The sequence below is a fragment of the Niallia sp. FSL M8-0099 genome, from assembly GCF_038006945.1.
GTDB classification, from domain to species: Bacteria; Bacillota; Bacilli; order Bacillales; family Cytobacillaceae; genus Niallia; species Niallia circulans.
Genome location: NZ_JBBOWF010000001.1, coordinates 830,258 through 851,831 on the forward strand (window position 1 = coordinate 830,258; position 21,574 = coordinate 851,831).

Consider the following 21,574-nt stretch of genomic DNA (forward strand, 5'->3'; position numbering starts at 1 on the left):
TGTTTTGAAAAAAAATAGATAGTAATCGACAAATCTTCTATAAAAGAAATGCCTCGTCTGAAAAGAACCTTGGAATTGAGGTGTTATATATATGAAACAGTGGGATCAATTTTTGGCGCCATATAAACAAGCGGTAGATGAGCTAAAGGTTAAACTCAAAGGAATGAGACGTCAATTTGATCATGAAGATGATCATTCTCCAATAGAATTTGTAACAGGACGTGTAAAACCAATAGCAAGTATATTGGATAAGGCAAATGAAAAGGGCATATCTTTAGATAAACTAGAAACAGAAATGCAAGATATCGCGGGACTTCGGATGATGTGTCCATTTGTTGACGATATTATAAGAGTTGTTGAACTATTAAGACAAAGAAATGATTTTGAGATTGTAGAAGAGAGAGATTACATCTTACATAGGAAAGAAAGCGGCTATCGTTCTTACCACGTGGTAATTGTCTATCCAGTACAAACCATAAATGGGGAAAAGAAACTATTAGTCGAAATTCAAATTCGTACGCTTGCAATGAATTTTTGGGCGACGATTGAACATTCGCTAAATTATAAGTATAAAGGCCAATTTCCCGAAGATATTAAAATGAGATTGCAAGGAGCTGCAGAAGCTGCCTTTCGATTAGATAAAGAAATGTCTTTAATCCGGGGCGAAATTCAAGAAGCACAGGCTTTCTTTAACCGCAAGAAAGAAAATGATAAGAATAAGTAGTTTTTAGTTATAAATCACAAAAGAAAATTCAAAGATATTCTGCATTTCTAAAAACTGAGAAGAGGAGCTACCAAACTTATGAAATTTGCCGTTACCTCAAAGGGTGATTCGAAATCAGAAAACTTAGTCCAAATAATAAAACAATATTTGCTTGATTTTGAATTGGAATATGATGAAGAAGAGCCGGATATTGTTGTCTCCGTAGGGGGAGATGGGACACTTCTTTATGCATTTCATCGATACAGCAATCGTTTAGATAAAACAGCCTTTGTTGGGATGCATACTGGTCATTTAGGTTTTTATGCAGACTGGACGCCAGCTGAGTTAGAAAAACTCGTCATTGCGATAGCAAAAACGCCATATAACATTATTGAATATCCAATTTTAGAAGTGATAGTTCGTTATCAAAATGAGGAGAAAGAAACGAGATATTTAGCATTAAATGAATCAACGGTGAAAAGTATGGAAGGAACCTTTGTCATGGACGTAGAAATGAGCGGCAAACATTTCGAACGATTTAGAGGGGATGGTCTTTGTGTATCTACCCCTTCTGGAAGTACTGCTTATAATAAAGCTTTAGGCGGAGCGATTGTGCATCCTTCCATTGAAGCAATACAGTTGGCAGAAATGGCTTCCATAAATAATAGAGTCTTTCGAACGGTTGGCTCCCCATTAATTTTACCGAAACATCATACATGTGTATTAAAGCCAGTAAATGAACCTAATTTTCAAATCTCTATTGATCATTTGAATCTATTACATAAAAAAGTACATTCGATTCAATATCGAGTAGCAGAAGAAAAAGTACGGTTTGCAAGGTTTCGACCGTTTCCGTTTTGGAAACGAGTACATGATTCTTTCATTTCTGAATAAGAAAGAGACAGGAGCGATAGCTTGAGCTTTACGTTAGAGTGGGTTATGCAGCAGGAAAAAGGCATGACCATTAAGGAATTTTTGAAGACTCAACAAATCTCTAAGGCAGCTATAACAGATATAAAGTTTAAGGGTGGGAAGATTCTTGTTAACGAAAAAGAAGAAAATGTTCGCTATACGTTAAAGGAAGGCGATCAATTAGTGGTTTCTTTTCCACCGGAGCTGCCTAGTAGCGGCTTAATTCCAGAACAGATCTTGTTAAACATTGTCTTTGAGGATGAGTATCTATTAATTGTACAAAAAGAATATGGGATGAATACGATACCATCAAGAGAGCATCCTAGTGGTAGTTTGGCTAATGCTTTAGTAGGCTACTATCAAAAGCAAGGAATTGAAGCAACAACCCATATTGTCACGAGATTAGATCGGGATACATCTGGATTAGTGCTGATTGCGAAACATCGTCACATTCACCATTTACTTAGTGAACAGCAAAAAGGCGGTGATGTAAAAAGAAAATATCTCGCTTTTGCTGAAGGGCAAATTTCTCCGTTAGCTGCTACCATTAATGAGCCAATTGGCAGATGCTCGGACAGTATTATTAAAAGAGAAGTAAGGAAAGATGGCCAATCAGCCATTACACAATATCGTGTATTAGCACAGGATAAGCATTTATCTCTTGTGGAATTGTCTTTAGAGACTGGAAGAACGCACCAGATTCGTGTTCATCTAGCTTATCAGGGACATCCGCTTTTAGGTGACGATTTATATGGAGGAAAACGAGATTGGATAAATCGGCAAGCTCTACATTGTTTTTATCTTAAGTTTACGCATCCTGTGACGAAACAATCGATTACTTTTACAGTTGATCTCCCTGATGATATGAAAAGGCTCGAACAGAAATTAAAAAAGAGTGAAGAATCCATTTAAAAGGAACCTTCACTCTTTTTACTTATTTTGCTAAACTGAATTAATGATTCTTTGCTGTTTCTGTATCGAATGTGCGAAATTTTTCATCTATAAGAGGCATACTGGAGCACACAGATTCAACAGTTAGTTCTGGATATTGAAGTGCCGTTAATTTCCCTCCGAAGACCGCGCCGGTATCTATGTTGTATGTTCGATTCATTTCTCTTACATTGCGCACAGGGGTGTGTCCATATACAACAATCGGTTTTCCTTTATACTTTTTGGCCCAATCTCTTCTTACAGGAGAACCGTTCCCATGAACCTCTCCGGTGATATCGCCATAAAGCACAAAGGTTTTTACTTTATTATGGTACTGTCCAATATAATCTTCACGAATACCTGCATGGGCAATGACAATTTTTTGATTGTCTAAGATATGGTATAATGGTGCATTTTCGTATAACTCTTTAAACATCCTTCTTATTCTTTGTTGTTCCTTTTTATTTAATTGCTCCCATTCGGCAACAGTTGTTTCCAAGCCATGGGCAATTTTTACCTTTCTTCCTAAGAAGAAACGGTATAGTTTATCACAATGGTTTCCAGGTACATAATAAGCTAACTCTTTCTTAACTAATAAATAAACCGTTTCGATAACCGCTAAGGAAGCGGGACCTCGATCTGTTAAATCACCAACAAAGGCAAGCTTTCTTCCTGCTGGATGCAAAGGATAACCTTGGTCCCAAGTATAGCCTAATTTTTCAGTTAAAAGCGTAAATTCCTCGTAACATCCATGGATATCTCCAATGATATCAAGCTTCATTAAAATCACTCCTTTACCTTTTACTATACCCAATTGCTATAATGTGCACTTTTGTTAATTGTTTCTCTATTTGGGGAATTATAAAGAGAGTAATTTGTTTATGTATAAATAAAAGACAAATCGTTTATCTTTTGTTACTATAAAAATCATATTATTTTTTTATGAGAGGAGGAAGAACTAGATGGTAGAGAAAATATTAACAAATGAAGCACAGCATGCTGTAATTCTCCATTCTTTACAAAATGAAAACTTACAAGAATTCCGAAAAAATTTCCTTGATTTACATCCATATGATCAAGCTTCATTTTTTAAGGAAATGGAGATCGAAGAAAGAGCTCAAGTTTTTGAATATTTAGCTCCAAGTGAAATTGCAGAGATGTTCGAGAACTTACAAATGGATAATTGGGAATATCAAGCGTTGTTTGCTAAACTATTACCCGATTACGTTGCAGAGACATTAGCGAATATGTCCGTTGATGATGCTGTCGATATTTTAAATGTGTTGGATAAAGAGCAAGTAGAAAGCTATTTGGCAATAATGGACCAGCCGACTACGGCACGTCTTAAAGCACTTATGCACTATGAAGAGTCTACAGCCGGGAGTATTATGACAGTTGACTACATTAGTTTATCTGCAGAACAAACGGTAGCATCTGCTATGGAGATCCTGAAAAGAGAAGCTCCTAATGCGGAAACAATCTACTATATATATGTTGTTAATGAACAAAAGCAATTAGTAGGCGTTGTTTCGTTGCGAAGTTTAATTGTTAGTGATAATCAGACGCTCATAAAGGAAATTATGAATGATCGCATTTATTCTGTTTCTGTAAGTGAAGACCAAGAGGAAGTAGCAAGAAAAATGCAAGACTATGATTTCTTGGCATTGCCTGTGGTTGATTTTCAAAAAAGGCTGCTTGGGATTATTACCATTGATGATATTGTAGACGTCATGCAAGAAGAGGCTTCGGAGGATTATTCTAAATTTGCTGCTGTTTCAAACATGGATTTCGTTGACCAGCATCCCTTTTCTGCTGCTAAAAAGAGATTGCCATGGCTAGTTATCTTATTATTTCTTGGCATGTTTACTGCAAGCTTAATTGGTCGATTTGAAAAAACATTAGACCAAGTTGCTATCCTTGCTGTATTTATTCCGCTTATTGCAGGAATGGCTGGAAATACCGGAACACAAGCCTTAGCTGTAGCCGTTCGTGGGATAGCTACTGGGAATATTGGCAAAGAAAGCAGTTGGAAGTTAATAGGAAGAGAAGCGGGAACAGGGCTTATTACCGGAACAATCTGTGGGTTGCTTGTTATGGTTGTGGTGTATATATGGAAGGGTGATTTCTTTTTAGGAATGCTAGTGGGCATTTCGATTCTTGGAACACTAATTGTTGCTACAATAGCTGGGGCAATCATTCCTCTTATTATGCATAAATTTAAAATTGATCCAGCCGTTGCCTCAGGGCCGTTTATTACGACAATAAATGATATCATCAGTATTTTGATTTATTTTGGTATGGCAACAATGTTTATGAGTTATTTAACAAATTAGAAAAAAAAGGAGGGATAGGGATGGCACATGGTGCATCTTTCGCATCACTAGTTATCGTGGTGACGGTAGCTCTATTAACCCCCATTATTTTGCAGCGACTTAAATTGAATGTCATTCCGGTAGTTGTTGCCGAAATTTTGATGGGATTAATTATAGGAAAAAGCGGATTTAATCTAGTCGAACAGGATATGTGGCTAGAAACGCTATCAACATTAGGATTTATCTTTTTAATGTTTTTAAGTGGGTTAGAGATAGACTTTTCTGCTTTCTCTAGTAAGAAAAAAAGAGAGACTCTGCCTAATGGAGAATTGGAGCCAAAATCCTTTCAAACGGCAATTATTATTTTTGCAGCAATTCTCGTTCTTTCCATTGGATTAAGCTTCTTGTTTGTATTCGCTGGTTTTGTTGATAGTACTTTCTTAATGACAATAATTATTGCAACTATCTCTTTAGGAGTTGTAGTACCTACTTTAAAAGAAGCAAATATAATGAAATCAGTTATTGGGCAAATTATTTTGCTAGTGGCTGTAATTGCAGACTTAGTCACGATGATTTTGCTTGCTGTTTTTGCTTCTATCCATGAATCAGGAGGAAATACTTGGCTGCTATTAATTCTTTTTGGAGCAGGGTTAATTCTTTACTTTGTTGGTAGAAGAATAAAAAATAAAAAATTTATGGATACTCTTTCCCGAGGAACCGTGCAAATTGGTACGAGAGCAGTATTTGCACTAATCATTTTTCTTGTTGCACTTTCCGAATCTGTTGGAGCTGAGCATATCTTGGGGGCTTTCTTGGCAGGGGTCCTAGTGTCATTATTATCGCCAAATGAGGAATTGGTTCATCAGCTTGATTCCTTTGGTTATGGATTTCTAATTCCTATATTCTTTGTGATGATTGGTGTGGAGATGGATATATGGTCATTATTTACTGATCTTAAACTATTGCTATTTATCCCATTACTATTAGTGGCATTATTAGTAAGTAAGCTGCTGCCAATCTATTATTTAAAAAAATGGTATGATACTAAAACAATTGTTGCATCTGGATTTTTATTAACTTCAACCTTATCCCTTGTAATTGCAGCAGCGACAATTGGGGAACGATTGAATATTATTACTACCCAAATGAGTGGTACTTTTATTCTGGTAGCGATTATTTCTTGTATCATTACGCCAGTTGTCTTTAAAAAGCTATTCCCTAAAGAGGCTGCACGTGAAAAAGTGATAAATGTTTCTATTATTGGGGTTAATCAGGTAACCATGCAGGTTTATCAAGAGTTAAAGTCCACATTGTATGATGTTACTTTTTATCATAAAAAACAAGAAAAACATGATTTTCAAATTGCGGACTCCCTATTTGAAATCATTGAGTTGGAAAATTATTCAGAGGATATACTGCAACAAACAGATATTTATGGAGCTGATATTGTTGTTGTTTCCACAGGAGATTCTTACTTAAATGCTGAGATGAGCTTGATGATAAAAAGGGCAGGGGTAGACCGAGTTATTTGTCGTGTCGAGAACATGGAGAAAGAAGAAGTGCTGCGCAGAGAAGATATCGAAGTTTTCTCTATGCTTACTTCAACGAAGGCATTATTAACGGCATTAATTCAATCACCAAATATATTTGCCTTACTTGGTAATACGGAAACAGCATTACATGAGATTACTTTAAGAAACAAAGAATTTGAAGGGATGTCCTTGCGCTCATTCCCATTTACGGGAGACGTTATTTTCGTTCGCATTTTCAGAGGCTCTGATTTTGTTATTCCACATGGAGATACAGAATTACAGCTTAATGATCATCTTCTTGTTACAGGATCACACTCGTATGTAACAGAATTAAAACGCCAACTAGAGTTTAATTATAAGTAAGCAAGTAAACCAAGCTTTCTCTTTCTTTTGATAAAAGGAAGAGAAAGCTTTTTTCAGAGTTTGGTTCCTTTTAATGGGAATGAAAGGAGATAAAGGGAAGATGGGGCTAATGAATAGTTTTTGCTGAAAGAAATGATAGAGTTTTTTAAATAGAAGAAAATGATTAAATCGCCTATTACAACAGTGCTTTCTTTTTTTGCGTTTTTGTAGTAAAATTAGTACTAGGTACTAATAACTTGTAATAGTATATAGGAGGAATAAGAATGACTTTTTCGTTAAAAGGCAAAACCTATGTAGTTATGGGTGTTGCGAATAAAAGAAGTATTGCATGGGGAATTGCGACTTCCTTGCATAAAGCAGGTGCTCGTTTAATTTTTACTTATGCAGGGGAAAGATTAGAAAAAAGCGTTCGTGACCTTGTTGCAACTTTAGATTCAACAGATAGTATTGTTTTACCATGCGATGTTACTAATGACCAAGAGATTGCTACTTGTTTTGAAACAATAAAAAAAGAAGTAGGAACTATTCATGGCATTGCTCATTGTATTGCTTTTGCTCATAAAGAAGAGCTGCAAGGTGACTATATGAATACAACAAGAGACGGATTCTTGCTTGCCCATAATATTAGCTCTTATTCTTTAACTGCTGTAGCAAAAGAAGCTAAAGGGTTAATGACAGAAGGGGGAAGCATTGTTACACTTACTTATTTAGGCGGAGAGCGCGCTATTAGAAATTATAATGTAATGGGTGTTGCTAAAGCTTCATTAGATGCTAGTGTTCGTTACTTAGCTGCTGACCTAGGAAAAGAAGGGATTCGAGTTAACTCTATTTCTGCAGGTCCAATTCGTACATTATCAGCAAAAGGAATCAGTGATTTCAATTCCATTCTTAAAGAAATTGAAGAACGTTCTCCACTTAGAAGAACAACTACTCCAGAAGAAGTAGGCGATACAGCATTATTCTTATTCAGTGATTTAGCAAGAGGGATAACAGGAGAAAACATTCATGTTGACTCAGGTTTCCATATTGTTGGTTAATTTCATACAAGACAGCCGATCAGTTGATTGACTGTCTTTTTTTTGTTCTTTTTCTTTGCGCCAATTCTACTCTTTGTACTACCTTTCTTTTTTTGTTATTTCAAGTTACATATTAGGCGAATCATGCATACATTAGGATGAATCCTATAAATTTTGTGTTATCTGTTTTAGGAGGTGATAAAGATGTATAGTGAGAATAGTAAACCTTATCTTTCTCAGTCAGGCACAAAAACGATGAAGGGCAATATGCAAGTAAGCTATTCAGCAAATATTTCTAAACAGAAACAATACAAAGAGCTGATGGAAAAAAAGCAGAAGGAAGAGGCGCTCCAAGAAATAAAAGCGAAAAAAGATTCTGTGAAAGAAGGAGTCGAAAAACAAGGCACTACAAATGTGCAAGAACAAATTCAAACCTATCAGGAACAGCAAGTGGAAAAAGTACCAAGAAAACCCGCCTTTAAACGATTAAAAAGCTTTAAAGAAATGGGAATTGTCGAGAAATTAGAGTACTTACTTCATTTTCCAAAACAGTTACCTCCAGTCCCATGTTTGGTTGTAACTGCTAAGGAGAAAGTTCGTGGATTTGTTGTTGATTTAAATGCAGATAAAGTCGATATAAAATTAATGGATCAGACAATCGTTACTTTAAATATAGCATCGATTGAAGAGATTAAAATGATTGGTATTTAAACATTCTTTCCCGGTTAATAGACGGTTATTTCAAATTGGATATTATGGTGTCATCAATATAATAGCGGCATTATTCACTATATTACTCGCTAGGATATATTTGTCACTATTTATCCATTTGGAATAATCTTTTTTTATTTATCGAAGTTATAAAAGCTGAATATTGTACAAGCATAAAAAATGCTTAAGAATTAGGGAGGATTTAAGGAGTAATAAACTTCACGATACAAAATTCAACAAATTTGTGAACATATAGAATCAAACTCGTCTGATAACATGCCTGCTTCTTCCTATGCATAAAATATAAGGCGGAGAGAAAGGAGTGACCATAAAAACGGAGGCGTCTTAAAGACGACCTCCGAGTGTATAGCATTTACAAAGTTAGTAATTCATTAGTCACAAACATTTAAGTCAACGTCAGCGATACATTGAACAGCACAGAAGCAGTTTAAGTCAACAGTTATACAGCTTGAAGTGCGTTGGAATCCTTCTAATTCACAAATTTTGCTTAAGTCGATTCCTTTGTGTCCAACGATATCTAGAGTTTCCCCATCTTTCCCAATAGGAGCAAGAACTCTCAATACTGCACAGCAGTTATCAAAAATATCTTCAACTCTGAAAAAGATGGAAACACAGTTGCAGTCATGACCTGTAAAGAATGCATGGAATGGAGAGCCATCTGCACTACTTAATACGAATACACGTGTATCTGCTTTTTTACGTTTTGTTGGAGATACAAGAGATCCTAAAGGCTCTGAGAAACAGTTAGTTTCACATTCGCAATTGTCTTCAGCGCTATCCTGGATATCTTTAATGGCACGAACCACTTCGCAAACGCAGCTGGATGTACCGTGAATATCTTCTTTTTTTCCACAACCCATAATTGTTTTCCTCCTTGTTTGTTTCTTTCTTTATGTTTCTTACATTACTAACATATTGCCGAAGAGCCTTATGGGTTACGGACAAACGCCTTTTTTCTTGAAATTTGGGCATATGACCATTCGTTTAGAATATTTTGGACAATTGGAGAGGAGAATGGAGATGGAAATCCATTGGATGGAGTTTTTTTTACTCATTTTGGCAAGCTTTCGTGTAACAAGATTGATTGTGTTTGATCAGATTACTGAATTTTTCCGGAAAATATTCTTAGAAGAAATAGAGGAACAAAATAAAGACGGGCAAACAGAAGTTTATATTATCCCTAAGTCAGGAAAAATTCGCGGCTTTATTGGTGAATTAATTAGTTGTTATTGGTGTACCGGAGTATGGGTTGCAATCTTTCTTACCATTTTATATTATTTCTTTCCAGTTATTTGTGAACCATTTGTTCTTGTCTTTGCGATAGCTGGAGGAGCGTCTTTGTTAGAAGCTATTTTACAACGAGTGTTTGTTGAATAGTTACTAACTGCTAGGCTAGTTGTTTACACATACATTTTTTCCTGACATACAATGTGATAAGAACATTAAAAATTAATGTTTTTATACATGTATAAATCATTATTGGAGGGATTGGAGTTGCTGGGAAAAAAAGTACCTAAAGTGACTGAGCCAGTAAAGGCGCAACCGACTAAAGCAAAGAGAAAAAAATCTGGATGTAACTGTGGAAAAAAATTAGCAAAATAACAAAAAATACCCGACTTTGTGCGGGTATTTTTTATGACTTAAACCCAGTTTGTAAAAATTGGATATTTTTTGTTGTAGAAACATCTAATAATTATTGCCTAAATCGAAAAAAATAAAGATACATTAATTCATCTTTACATAGGAAGGGAAGAATATGACAAATAGAAGGCATGCATCTTATCTATTGATTTTTAGCATATGTGTATTCTTAGCTGGTTGTGCGAAGGAAACACCGAATAGCCGATGGTCAATGCTTAAAAGGATTAATCCAGCGCCAATTGCTCTTTATACAGAGACTGATGGAAACCAAGAAAAATTAGTAGAAGGAATAAAAGAAGAAACGAATACCATTTCGTCCATTTATGATGTTGCAGTAATCAAGGGGAAGAAAGATACATTAGTTGCATATAAGGTAAAGCAAATGGCCAGGTTTAAAATGAAAAGTATTGAAAAGGAATTAACGAAGAAGCTTGAAGCAAAATATCCAGATGAAAGATTCACTGTCTCTAGTGATTTTAAGATATTCTTAGAGACCATCCGCTTATGGGATAATATCCAGAAGCCGGACTATAGTAAAGAAAAAGCAGATAAACGTTTGAAAGAGATTATTCAATTGAATAATGAATTAACGTAAGGAGGGAAAAAGGTGGCGGATAGTAAGAAAAAAAACAAGACACCACAGCAGCAGCAATATGAAAAATTCGAGCAAAAATTTGAAACGAAACGACCTGTTCTTAAGAACTGCATTAAAGCATTTTTTGTAGGTGGATTTATTTGTATGATTGGTCAATTTATTTCTTACTTCTATATATATTTCTTTCATTTTACGGAACAAACATCGGGAAATCCAACTTCTGCTACCATTATATTTCTTTCGATGTTATTGACTGGATTTGGAGTTTATGACCGGTTAGGCCAGTTTGCTGGTGCTGGGAGCGCAGTTCCAGTATCAGGATTTGGTAATAGCATTATTTCTGCCGCAATTGAACATCGCACAGAGGGATTTGTGCTAGGAGTCGGAGGAAATATTTTTAAGCTAGCTGGTTCGGTTATATTGTTCGGTGTTTTTTCGGCATTTGTAGTTGCTCTTATAAAAACACTATTTATTATGATGACGGGGGGATTCTAATGCTTCAGGGAAAACAGTCCTGGGTATTTCAAAATCATCCAGTAATAAAATCTACCGGAGTATCAGGCGGTCCTTTTGAAGCAAATGGAAGATTAGCTGCTGATTTTGACGTATTACATGATGATTTATGGATGGGAAAAACCTCGTATGAACAGGCTCATCGCATTTTATTGGAAGAAGCAGCACAAACAGCCATGAAAAAAGGAGAACTCAAGCGAGAAGATATCCAGTTCTTTTTAGCAGGTGATTTAATCAACCAAATTACACCTTCCAGTTTTGCTGCAAGAGATTTGCAAATCCCTTATTTCGGATTATTTGGTGCTTGCTCCACGTCTATGGAGGGTTTAGCACTTGCTTCCTTTATGGTGAATTATCAAGGAGCTAATAATGTATTAACAGGTGCTTCTAGTCATAACGCAGCAGTCGAAAAACAGTTTCGTTATCCAACAGAATATGGTGGCCAAAAACCGCCGACTGCTCAATGGACCGTAACAGGTGCCGGTGTTGCTTTAATTACGAAGAATCAGTCAGATGAGCGACTTCCCTACACAACCTCTGCAACAATAGGGAAAGTCGTAGATATGGGATTAGCAGATCCTTTTAATATGGGTGGGGCAATGGCTCCAGCAGCTGCTGATACTATCCTTGCTCACTTCCAAGATTTACAATTAGATCCTTCTTATTATGATTTAATTGTAACAGGCGATTTAGGAAAAATCGGCAGAGAAACGGTAATAGCCCTTTTAAAGGAAAAAGGGTTAACAATTGATGAAAAAATAATGAAAGATTGTGGCTTGTTAATATATACAAATGACCAGCCTGTACAATCTGGAGGCAGCGGTGCAGGTTGTTCCGCAACAGTAATGTACGGGCATTTATTAAATGAAATGAAGAAAGGTATGTATAAAAGAATCCTCTGTGTCGCCACTGGTGCGCTTCTCTCACCGCTTACCGTTCAACAAGGGGAAACAATACCTTGTATCGCTCATGCTGTATCAATCGAAATTTAATTCAGTGCTTTTTCTTTATAGAATGCTTATTTATAAAAGAAAGAAGGAGGAATCTATATGCTCCCAATGTTTTTTTGGGCCTTTGTGATTGGTGGCATAATTTGTGTCATTGGTCAGCTTATGTTTGATGTTGCAAAGCTCACACCTGCACATACATTAACAACATTAGTTGTGGCTGGTGCAGTTTTAGATGGATTTGGACTATACGAGCCGTTTGCTGACTTTGCAGGAGCAGGTGCGACAATACCAATTTCAAGCTTTGGGAATGCCTTAGTACATGGGGCGATGCAAGAAGCTGAAAAGCATGGCATTATCGGTGTATTAACAGGTATGTTTGAAGTGACAAGCTCTGGAATATCAGCAGCAATCGTATTTGGCTTTATAGGAGCACTACTGTTTAAACCTAAAGGATAAAGCAGTATATCTTATAAAAGAAAAGCAGACACGGAAAAGTGTTGCTTAAACGGAGAAATAAATGATTAACTCTGTGACAATCGTACATTCTATTCGTTAATAGTAGCTTGCCTACACATAAACTTCAATTCCCCATATTCTGTTAAGGAGTACAAGGAGAAGCGAGGTGATGCAGGAATGTGTTATGGCGGATATGGCTATGGCGGCGGCTATGGCGGAGGAGGATATGGAATTTCTTCTTTTGCATTAATCGTTGTTTTATTTATCCTTTTAATTATCGTAGGAGCTAGCTTCTACAGCTAATTCATTTAGTCATTGGGAAAAGGAGTTCTCTTGCAAAGAGAGCTCCTTTCCGTTTTATTTAAGCGCTTTGTTCATTTTTTGTTTTCTTTTTCTTGAGTTTTCACCTTTTATTCTTTCCTTCATAGAATATAAAGTAGCTCATCGAAGGAGGAAACACAGGTATGAACAATAATTTCTTTAAAAACATTGAGTCTAAAACTGGCGTTAATATGAAGGATATTTTAGAACTAGCGAATTCCTTACAAAATGCTAATTTTAAAGATGAAAAAACAGTAAGAAGTGTCATTCGCAGAGTATCACAAATTGCTGGAAAATCTGTTCCTAAGCAAACAGAAGATAAGATTGTTGAATCAATTATTAAAGATGGCAAACAGCTTGATTTTAATACATTATCTAAAATGATTAACAAGAAGTAAAAATGAAAAAGGGTAGCTACTCGAATTGACGATATAGTTACCCTATTTTTTTCCTGTTAAATGATTCTTGTAAGAATGTATCTCAGTAAGGCTTGAATTACTGATTCTTTTATAATAGTCGATTTTTTTCAGCTGCATTAATAGCAACCATTGTCAAGGGTGATAAAAAACGCGAAGCCTTTGCTTTTTTCCCTCTTAAATACATAGGAATCGATAAATATAGTTCTTGTTGGGCCCTTGTCATCGCAACATAGAGAAGGCGACGTTCTTCTTCTATCGGCATGAAGTTATTATTGCGGAACGATTCTAATGCAAAGTCATGGGGAATGGAACCATCAACCGTACCAACAATGTAGACTGTTTTATATTCTAAACCTTTGGCGCGATGAATCGTGCTTAATGTGATTACATTATCTTCGTTTCGATATTGCTTTCGTAATTCTTCATTCATGGCAGTCATATGGTCTGTATATTGAACAAATTCTTTAATCGATTGGAACTTACGTGCAACAACCTTTAAATCGCGAATATCATCAGAGCCTTTATCCCATTGATTTCCTTCGTTTCCCCGTTTTTTTATAAATTCCTGAAAGCCTAATTCCTTTTCAATATAATTAATAGCATCTAGAGGAGAATAACGAATTAATCGTTTTACTATTTCTGGAATCTTTTTCAATCTGCTTTCTTGAAAAGCGAATCCTGTTTTAATAAAAACTAGGCAATCTAAAAAGCTGCAATCTTCTAATATACTTATTGCTTTAATATCTTGTAATACCGTTTTTTTTAAGAATAGGGTTGGGAGAATATCAGCAACTGCTTGCTGGTCATCTGGATCATGAATGAGCTTTAAATAAGCCATCATACTTTTCACAATAAACCTTTGATAGAAAGAACCTGCCTCTTGTTCTAAACGAAATGGCAGACTGGAAGAAGCTAATCGCTCAAACATGGCACGGCTATTTGTATTAGTTCGAAAGAGAATCGCAAAATCCTTCGGTTCATAGCCTGTCTTTATTTTCTCCTGAATATCGGTCAAAATCATCGTAGCTTCTTCTTCCTCATCATAAGGATAAAAGGCAATGGGAGTTTGGCCAGAATAGCCAGTTATCATTTTTTTTGCTCGTCTCTTCGTATTTTTACTGATTGTAGATTTAGCGATGGATACAATTTCTTGGGAAGAGCGGTAATTATAATCAAGAATAATCGTTTTAGCATTTGGATAATCTTTTTCAAAATCTAAAAGGTATTTTGGATCACTACCACGAAAAGAATAGATAGATTGATCATCATCTCCTACTGCATAGATAGAATGAGCTGACCTTGCCATTAGCTTCATCCATTCGTACTGAACTTTATTGATGTCTTGAAATTCATCTAATAAGAAATGAGTAAAACGCTTTTGATAGGTTTCTAAAATAGCTGGATTTTCAAGAAAGAAATGATAGCCGCCCAGAAGCATATCATCAAAGTCATATAAATTTCGCTGTATTTTTTTTGTTTCATATCCACTATATAGCTGGGCAACTTTCTTTTCCCAGTCATTAAGAGGCTCTATTTCATGGGGAAGAAGCATACTATTTTTCCATGCACCGATTAATTGAAGAGCTGCATCGAAAGGGAAGTCTTTTTCATCTATTTGCCTTTCACGGGCAATTTCCTTTAACAAAAGCTCTCGCTGCCAATTACTGCTTAATAATTTATTTCGCTGCCATTTCTCCCGTTCATGAAAAATTAAAATTTGGTAGAGAATGCTATGAAAAGTCCCAGAAACAATTTTTTGCACAATCCCTTTATTCATCATTGGATAGTGCAAGAGTCTTTCCTTCATTTCATTTGCGGCTTTATTTGTGAAGGTAACGAGCATGATGGTTGACGGATCTACCTTTTTCTCCTGTATGAGATAAGCTGCTCTCATTGTTAACACTCGGGTTTTCCCACTTCCGGCCCCTGCAAGAACTAGAATGGGGCCATCATCTATTGCGACAGCCTCACTTTGTGTAATATCAAGAGAATAGCCGTTTTGTTTCAGTGTATTTAAATAAGATTCTTTTGGAAAAGTAACTGGTTGACTAGCAGCGACATCAGATGTATGGGTAATCGCCTTTATAGACATAGGCGGTTTAAAAGGAGTAATTTCTGTATGGTCTTTGGAAATATTTCTACTCTTAGGAATCCGGAACCCATTTCTTTCTTCATAATCGGTTTCAGTCATAGCAGCTTGTTCCTGTGCAACAGCAGATGCTTCTGTCATACAGGGCTGTTTAGCTGAATAGTGATAAAAATAGGGAGTACTTTTTAACCCTAAATAAAGTTTTACTGCTTCTCCACATACAGAGCATGCGAGAAATCCATTTTTGCCAGCTTCATAAATTTTCTGTAATTCTTGTCTGTCAATGGTATTTAAGGAAATAAGTCTATCATAATAAAAAGCTGTTAACATAGGAAACCTCGAATCTATTAATAAATCTGTAGCTGTACATAAGTTTGAAATAATATCTATCATATCAAAAACAGATGATTGTTTAAAGAGTAGAAAAGGGGTTTGCTTTTTGGAAAAGAAGGGAAAAGGATAAAATAATAAACTAGAAGGGACAGATTCTGATGGGATATATTCTGCCAATTTCTCATTATCAAGCCGAGCAGTACGCGGTCAGAGACATTGTAAGCAAAACACGGAATTATAAGAAAGAAGAGATTTATCCAGCGGCTAAAATCGTTAATTTTTCTAACAATCTAGAGTTAAAGTATCCTTCTCAGACGTCTTACCAGAAGAAACAAAGGCATGAAGAACAAGTAGCCAATGAGAAGTTAATTGCAGAACTAACTGGAAAAGGCACTTATTTTCATGCACAAATCTAAATTGCTTTAATTCATTTGGTAGCTTTGCACATATAAAGGCGATCCTTCCTGCCATTCGGCATAGAGGATATCTTTTGGAGATTGAACATTTTGTTTTTTCAATTCTTGCATTAATTGCTCTTCATTCCAACCGATTCGAGGTAAATTTTCTTTGATGATTTCGCCATCAAGAATAACACTTATTGGAAGAGCTGTGATTTCCAACGATAAATTCATATCTTGCTTTGTGGGATTCCTGTATGCTGATTTCTTGAGTACACTTATCGTCCCATCTGTTTCTAAAATCGCATAAGCACATTCTGCTATTGAAAAAACATCTTTTGCACGAAGTAAATGTTGTAATTGGTTAATATCCAAATGATTTTTCTGTAATTCCTTAAAATCAATCTTGCCTTTATTGATAACAATGGATGGTTTTCCTTCTAAAAGTTGTCTGGTTTTCCGAAACTTTTGGGTGATGAATTCTGTTATGTAAATTAATCCTCCCCAAACAAGAATAGAGTACATTATTTCTTTTATTCCTGTCTCTGTATCATACATAGCATTTCCGACAAGCTCTCCTAGTACTAAAACAGAAACAAAGTCAAAGGTAGTAATTTGCGTGATTTGTGTTTTTCCTAATACTTTTGTTAAAAGCAGCAATAAAATATAGCCGATAATTAGTTCGCTAAATATATGTGTGAATTCCAATTCAACTCACCCTTTCCTCCATCTATTGTAGGCAGATGGAGGAAAATTAAACCTCAAACCTCTGTTTTCGATAATTGCGGAAACAAAAAAGGCAGCTCTATGGCGGATAATCACAAGCTTTAAAGGTAAGCTGTGCTTTCAACCATTGGGCAGCCTTAAAATTTTATAAATGCTTAATCATCGTTTTATGTGGAATACCAGCATCTAGGAATTCATCCGAGATGACTTCATATCCTAGTTTGCTATAAAAGGGAATTGCCTGTGTTTGGGCATTCAGTTTTAAGGCAGGAGCCCCATTATTTAAGGCATATTCCTCGATTTTATTCATAACGGCTTTTCCAGCTCCACCTTTTCGATTAGTGGAGAGGATGCAGATTCTTTCTACCTTTCCGTATTCATCAAATGTCCGGTAACGTCCAGCACCAATAGGTTTTTTGTCGTCATCATAGAGGACAAAATGAACGCTATCCTCTTCATATGCATCTATTTCTTCTTCTATTGGTACATTCTGCTCCTGTACAAAAACAGTTTGACGAACATAAAAGGCATCTTTTAACTCTTTATCTGTTTTAACGATAACTACTTCCACTTTCCACTATTCCTTTCCTAAACGGAATGTTTCATAGACTGTCCAAGAGCCATTTTCCAATTCATATAGCAAATGGAAACGATCCGCTGTTTCTTCAAAATGATAGTTTTGCATGCGTAAATTACTGTATAAGTCTAAATGTTCATCACTCGATAAATCCTGCCCAAGTGTAATATGCGGCACAAATGGATGCTCTGGACTAACACCCAATGTACTGATTAGTTCTTGGTGAAGATGTTCTAAGTCTGTACTTGGTTCAATCTTTAAATAAACAACATTGCTTACGGGTTTAAAAGAACTGACCTTTGTCACTTTAATGGGAATAGAATGATAATGACTTGCAATCGTTGCTAGTTTTTTACTTACTTCTTCAATTTCCTCATTATTAGCTTCAAAATCACCAATTAACGTGATATGTGGGGGAATTAAAGCGTATTTCGGGTCATATCTTTTTCGAAGTGAATTAGCTAAATCCTGCAAATCCTTACCAGGGAAAATAGCAATACCGTATTTCATTCGACGAACCTCCATTTCAAAATAAAAGAGTGTACAAAGATATAGAAGATAGACTATCTATTATTACGATTTCAATGTTCTATATGTAAGATATTATAACAAAATTAGTCATTTAAGTTCAAAGATTTCAGAAAAAATCCTAATGGTTAACGAGATACTCCGTTAGGTAATAAAAACAGTCAATCGAATGCCCTTTTTTAAGAAGGAAACATTTTCAGGAGCATTTTTGCAATATAAGGCTGCCAATATTTCCATGTATGATCCCCATTAAATTCTTCATATGAATAATCAGCATTTGTTGTTTGCAAAACATGAGATAATTCTCGGTTAGGAGTCAGAAAATCCTCTGTTGTGTTGATGGTTGTTTTTACAGCTGTTTCCCCTATACCGATAATATGATCTATTTCTAGTAAATGAAAAGAATCGAATTTATGAACAGCATCAAAGACGCCATCATTTACTAAAGGGGATTGCAACATAATTTTTCCAAAAGTATGCGGATATTTTAAAGCGGTCATGAATGATACAGTTGCACCTAATGAATCGCCAATGAGTCCACGTCCCATTCCCATTTGGAAGGTGGGAAACTGTTTATCTAAATAGGGAACAAGTTCATGCGCTAAGAAACGAATATATGCTTTATTCTGTGCGCCATCAGGATGATATTTCCTGCGACGATCATGAACAGAGGAATAGGGGATTCCAACAATAATGGTATCCGCAATTTGATGATTGCCATGTAATTCATCAGCTACTCTGCCGATTCGGCCAAATTGAAAATAATCTTTCCCATCTTGTGCAATAAGTAAATGATATTTATAAAGAGGAGAAAATGCTGGTGGGAGATAGATTAATAAAGTCACTTCTTCTCCTAATTCTTTACTAAAGATAGTTTCCTCTTTAATTGTCCCTTTTGTTGTCATAGTTATCCTTCCTTTATTACGGATGATTTTACAATTAGTTTATCAATAAAAGCACTTTATGAATAGTATAAAGCTAGAGCGATAGGAATTTTTCTATGTTTGTATTTCTATATATTGTGTATTTTTTGTGAAATAAACACAATATATAGTGAAATGATGATTCATTCTATTATAATGGATAAGGATTCCTTTAGAATGGAGTGAATTAAATGAGTAATGAAGTTCAACTATTAAATCAATTTGCAGAAATAATTAACAGCAACAATCAAGACTTTATCCAAGAAAATGCAAATGTAGATGGAATGTCGCCGATGAGTCATATGATGCAATTTGCTGCGACAGCTTCTAAATATTATACAATGGAACATTTATTATCGGAAAAGGTAAAACAATCACATGAAGAAGGATATATTCATATTCATGATCTAGACTTTTATTCTTCTGGTACTACAACATGCTGTCAAATCCCGTTGGCCAAAATCTTAAAAAACGGTTTTAATACTGGTCATGGATATATGAGAGAACCAAAATCAATTATGAGTGCAATGGCTCTTACTTCAATTATTTTGCAAGCTAATCAAAATCAGCAGCATGGTGGACAATCCATCCCAATGTTAGACTATGATCTTGCGCCATATATACAGAAAACATATAGAAAAAATAAAGAACGATTAAAGGAGGTAATTCAAGAAAAGGAGGAACTAGAGAAAAAGGCCTGGGAATGGACAGAAAGAGAAACCTATCAAGCTTGTGAGGCATTTATACATAATTGCAACAGCATGCACTCCCGCGGCGGTGGACAGACGCCATTTGTTTCTGTAAATTTAGGAACAGATCAATCAGTAGAAGGAAGAATGGTGACAAAGAATTTATTATTGGCAACCCAAGCAGGACTTGGGGCAGGAGAAACGCCCATTTTTCCAATTATCGTATTTAAAGTAAAAGACGGAATTAATTATCAAAAGAATGACCCCAATTATGATTTATTCCGCTTAGCGATGGAGACGACAAGTAAACGATTATTTCCCAATTTTGTTTTTATAGATGCCCCATTTAATTTAGCTTATTATAATGGCACTCCTCAATCAGAAGTCGCCACAATGGGGTGTCGCACTAGAGTGATGGGAAATATCCATGGAAGTGAACAAACAATAGGAAGAGGGAATTTATCTTTCACAAGTGTTAATCTTCCTTTATTGGCTTTAGAGTCAACGACGGTAGAATCATTTTTCCGCAAACTGGATGAAACGATCGACTTGGTTATTGATCAACTCCTTGAAAGGTTTTATTATCAAGGAAAGAAAAAAGTAGCGAATTTCAAGTTTTTATATGGACAAGGTGTTTGGCAAGGCGGAGAAGAACTGAATGTGGATGATCCACTAGAAGAACTTCTGAAGCAAGGTACATTATCGATTGGGTTTGTTGGTTTAGCGGAATGCCTAGTATCCTTGCTTGGTGTCCATCATGGAGAAAGTGAAAAGGCGTATGAAATTGGTTTACGTATTGTTCAGTTTATGCGCCAAAAGGCAGACAAAGCCTTGGAAAAATATCAGCTAAACTTCTCTCTTCTTGCAACTCCAGCAGAATCCTTCGCTGGAAAAGCATTAAGAGCTGCTCGAAAGAAATTTGGGATTATTAAAGGGGTGACAGATAGAGAATACTTTACGAATAGTTTTCATATTCCCGTTTATTTTCCCATTTCTATTCATGAAAAAATTCAGCGCGAAGCACCGTTTCATGCGTTAACAAATGCTGGTCATATTACGTATGTAGAATTGGACGGCGATGCCAGTAAGAATGTAGACGCTATAGAAATAATCGTACGGACGATGAAAGAGGCAGGGATTGGCTACGGAAGCATTAATCATCCAGTGGATCGATGCATGACTTGTGGACATAAAGGAATAATCGATAATGAATGCCCAAATTGTGGGGAGGAAAATGAGAACCAGATTGAAAGGATTCGGAGAATAACTGGTTATCTTGTTGGATCACTTAATCGGTGGAATAATGCAAAACGGGCAGAAGAACGGGAAAGGGTCAAACATCGATGAGAGTGTTATCGATTGTGGAAGACAGCATAGTAGATGGTCCAGGTTTGCGAACTACTATCTTTTTTGCAGGGTGTACGCATTATTGTAGAGGATGCCATAATCCAGAAAGTTGGAAAATAAATGGTGGAACAGAAATGTCGATTGACGAAATAATGAGGAAAGTAAAGCAAAATCCCTTAAACGATATTACCTTTAGTGGCGGCGAGCCCATGCTACAAATAACAGAGCTTAAGCAATTAGCTAAGGAATGTAAACAATTAAATAAAAATATTTGGTGTTATACTGGATTTCTTTGGGAAGAATTGAGAGCAGCCCAATCTGATGAATTTACCCAACTAAGTATGTATGTAGATGTTTTAGTAGATGGTCGGTTTGTGCTAGAACAAAAAGATTTAAGTTTATTATTTAAAGGAAGCTGCAATCAACGGATTATTGACTGTCAAAAAAGTCTAAAAGAGGATAGGGTTTGTTTAATTAATGAATGATAAGAGAGAGGAAGAGGCCGTGAGATAATTATTTTCACTAAATATAAAACCGAACAATTATACGTAAATGTTAAGGGAAATCGT

General features: G+C 35.8%; 23 protein-coding genes and 1 pseudogene. 17 read left to right on the forward strand and 7 right to left on the reverse strand.

The annotated features are described in order from the left end of the window. The first annotated feature begins 91 nt into the window (after positions 1-91). From NSQ92_RS03920 to NSQ92_RS03930, 3 genes are all read left to right on the forward strand, one after another. Positions 92-724: a GTP pyrophosphokinase gene (locus tag NSQ92_RS03920; RefSeq protein WP_047942435.1), complete on the forward strand. Its 633-nt coding sequence runs from the start codon at positions 92-94 to the stop codon at positions 722-724. A 78-nt stretch (positions 725-802) separates the two neighbouring features. Continuing rightward, the gene (locus tag NSQ92_RS03925) at positions 803-1,597 is read left to right on the forward strand and encodes an NAD kinase (protein ID WP_047942434.1); all 795 of its coding nucleotides are present in this window, start codon (positions 803-805) and stop codon (positions 1,595-1,597) included. Positions 1,598-1,642: 45 nt separating this feature from the next. Next, positions 1,643-2,527 (forward strand): RluA family pseudouridine synthase, encoded by an 885-nt coding sequence (locus tag NSQ92_RS03930; protein WP_061797851.1) that lies wholly within the window; start codon positions 1,643-1,645, stop codon positions 2,525-2,527. A gap of 40 nt (positions 2,528-2,567) precedes the next feature. Here the strand turns inward: NSQ92_RS03930 and prpE are convergent, their stop codons facing one another. After that, a complete protein-coding gene (gene prpE, locus NSQ92_RS03935; protein ID WP_095321660.1) occupies positions 2,568-3,326 on the reverse strand; it encodes a bis(5'-nucleosyl)-tetraphosphatase PrpE in 759 nt (252 codons plus the stop codon). A 181-nt stretch (positions 3,327-3,507) separates the two neighbouring features. On the opposite strand from prpE, the gene mgtE reads away from it, so the two are divergent. The 4 genes from mgtE (at position 3,508) to NSQ92_RS03955 (ending at position 8,479) form a co-directional block, all read left to right on the forward strand. Further along, positions 3,508-4,878, forward strand: coding sequence for a magnesium transporter (mgtE, locus tag NSQ92_RS03940; protein ID WP_336045277.1), 1,371 nt, complete (start codon positions 3,508-3,510; stop codon positions 4,876-4,878). A 20-nt stretch (positions 4,879-4,898) separates the two neighbouring features. Beyond that, positions 4,899-6,752 carry a monovalent cation:proton antiporter family protein gene (locus tag NSQ92_RS03945; RefSeq protein ID WP_047942431.1) on the forward strand — a complete coding sequence of 618 codons (1,854 nt, stop codon included), beginning with the start codon at positions 4,899-4,901 and terminating at the stop codon, positions 6,750-6,752. Between the two features lie 263 nt (positions 6,753-7,015). Next, positions 7,016-7,789 carry an enoyl-ACP reductase FabI gene (gene fabI / locus NSQ92_RS03950; protein ID WP_047942430.1) on the forward strand — a complete coding sequence of 258 codons (774 nt, stop codon included), beginning with the start codon at positions 7,016-7,018 and terminating at the stop codon, positions 7,787-7,789. A 183-nt stretch (positions 7,790-7,972) separates the two neighbouring features. Next, positions 7,973-8,479, forward strand: a complete 507-nt coding sequence (locus NSQ92_RS03955; RefSeq protein ID WP_336045279.1) for a CotO family spore coat protein — start codon at positions 7,973-7,975, stop codon at positions 8,477-8,479. 392 nt (positions 8,480-8,871) lie between these two features. Here the strand turns inward: NSQ92_RS03955 and NSQ92_RS03960 are convergent, their stop codons facing one another. Next, on the reverse strand, positions 8,872-9,360 hold the full coding sequence (locus NSQ92_RS03960; protein ID WP_047942428.1) for a CotY/CotZ family spore coat protein: 489 nt from the start codon (positions 9,358-9,360) through the stop codon (positions 8,872-8,874). Positions 9,361-9,514: 154 nt separating this feature from the next. Between NSQ92_RS03960 and NSQ92_RS03965 the strand changes: the two genes are divergently transcribed. The 7 genes and pseudogenes from NSQ92_RS03965 (at position 9,515) to NSQ92_RS03995 (ending at position 13,374) form a co-directional block, all read left to right on the forward strand. After that, the gene (locus NSQ92_RS03965; protein ID WP_309325346.1) at positions 9,515-9,877 is read left to right on the forward strand and encodes a DUF1360 domain-containing protein; all 363 of its coding nucleotides are present in this window, start codon (positions 9,515-9,517) and stop codon (positions 9,875-9,877) included. A 379-nt stretch (positions 9,878-10,256) separates the two neighbouring features. Next, on the forward strand, positions 10,257-10,736 hold the full coding sequence (locus tag NSQ92_RS03970; RefSeq protein ID WP_047942426.1) for a hypothetical protein: 480 nt from the start codon (positions 10,257-10,259) through the stop codon (positions 10,734-10,736). 12 nt (positions 10,737-10,748) lie between these two features. Next, positions 10,749-11,231 carry a stage V sporulation protein AC gene (spoVAC, locus tag NSQ92_RS03975; protein WP_047942425.1) on the forward strand — a complete coding sequence of 161 codons (483 nt, stop codon included), beginning with the start codon at positions 10,749-10,751 and terminating at the stop codon, positions 11,229-11,231. Next, the gene (gene spoVAD, locus NSQ92_RS03980) at positions 11,231-12,241 is read left to right on the forward strand and encodes a stage V sporulation protein AD (RefSeq protein ID WP_061797430.1); all 1,011 of its coding nucleotides are present in this window, start codon (positions 11,231-11,233) and stop codon (positions 12,239-12,241) included. Before spoVAC ends, spoVAD begins: the two co-directional genes overlap by 1 nt. A gap of 57 nt (positions 12,242-12,298) precedes the next feature. Further along, the gene (spoVAE, locus tag NSQ92_RS03985; RefSeq protein ID WP_095258848.1) at positions 12,299-12,655 is read left to right on the forward strand and encodes a stage V sporulation protein AE; all 357 of its coding nucleotides are present in this window, start codon (positions 12,299-12,301) and stop codon (positions 12,653-12,655) included. A gap of 219 nt (positions 12,656-12,874) precedes the next feature. Further along, positions 12,875-12,958 (forward strand): annotated as a pseudogene (locus NSQ92_RS03990) (YjcZ family sporulation protein); the annotation flags it as partial. Between the two features lie 161 nt (positions 12,959-13,119). Then, the gene (locus NSQ92_RS03995; RefSeq protein WP_047942421.1) at positions 13,120-13,374 is read left to right on the forward strand and encodes a stage VI sporulation protein F; all 255 of its coding nucleotides are present in this window, start codon (positions 13,120-13,122) and stop codon (positions 13,372-13,374) included. 109 nt (positions 13,375-13,483) lie between these two features. Here the strand turns inward: NSQ92_RS03995 and NSQ92_RS04000 are convergent, their stop codons facing one another. Further along, positions 13,484-15,814 carry an ATP-dependent helicase gene (locus NSQ92_RS04000; protein ID WP_341152393.1) on the reverse strand — a complete coding sequence of 777 codons (2,331 nt, stop codon included), beginning with the start codon at positions 15,812-15,814 and terminating at the stop codon, positions 13,484-13,486. 161 nt (positions 15,815-15,975) lie between these two features. On the opposite strand from NSQ92_RS04000, the gene NSQ92_RS04005 reads away from it, so the two are divergent. Further along, positions 15,976-16,233, forward strand: a complete 258-nt coding sequence (locus tag NSQ92_RS04005) for a hypothetical protein (RefSeq protein WP_047942419.1) — start codon at positions 15,976-15,978, stop codon at positions 16,231-16,233. 6 nt (positions 16,234-16,239) lie between these two features. Here NSQ92_RS04005 and NSQ92_RS04010 read toward each other — a convergent pair whose 3' ends face one another. The 4 genes from NSQ92_RS04010 to NSQ92_RS04025 form a co-directional block, all read right to left on the reverse strand. Then, a complete protein-coding gene (locus tag NSQ92_RS04010; protein WP_047942418.1) occupies positions 16,240-16,923 on the reverse strand; it encodes a YetF domain-containing protein in 684 nt (227 codons plus the stop codon). Positions 16,924-17,086: 163 nt separating this feature from the next. Further along, positions 17,087-17,512, reverse strand: a complete 426-nt coding sequence (locus NSQ92_RS04015) for a GNAT family N-acetyltransferase (protein WP_047942417.1) — start codon at positions 17,510-17,512, stop codon at positions 17,087-17,089. 6 nt (positions 17,513-17,518) lie between these two features. Beyond that, positions 17,519-18,028: a YjcG family protein gene (locus tag NSQ92_RS04020; RefSeq protein ID WP_047942416.1), complete on the reverse strand. Its 510-nt coding sequence runs from the start codon at positions 18,026-18,028 to the stop codon at positions 17,519-17,521. Positions 18,029-18,225: 197 nt separating this feature from the next. Then, a complete protein-coding gene (locus NSQ92_RS04025) occupies positions 18,226-18,951 on the reverse strand; it encodes an alpha/beta hydrolase (RefSeq protein ID WP_047942415.1) in 726 nt (241 codons plus the stop codon). Between the two features lie 209 nt (positions 18,952-19,160). Here NSQ92_RS04025 and NSQ92_RS04030 point away from each other — a divergent pair, with 209 nt between their 5' ends. Then, the gene (locus NSQ92_RS04030; RefSeq protein WP_341152394.1) at positions 19,161-21,005 is read left to right on the forward strand and encodes an anaerobic ribonucleoside triphosphate reductase; all 1,845 of its coding nucleotides are present in this window, start codon (positions 19,161-19,163) and stop codon (positions 21,003-21,005) included. Continuing rightward, positions 21,002-21,490, forward strand: coding sequence for an anaerobic ribonucleoside-triphosphate reductase activating protein (gene nrdG, locus NSQ92_RS04035; RefSeq protein ID WP_047942412.1), 489 nt, complete (start codon positions 21,002-21,004; stop codon positions 21,488-21,490). Before NSQ92_RS04030 ends, nrdG begins: the two co-directional genes overlap by 4 nt. Positions 21,491-21,574: the final 84 nt, after the last annotated feature.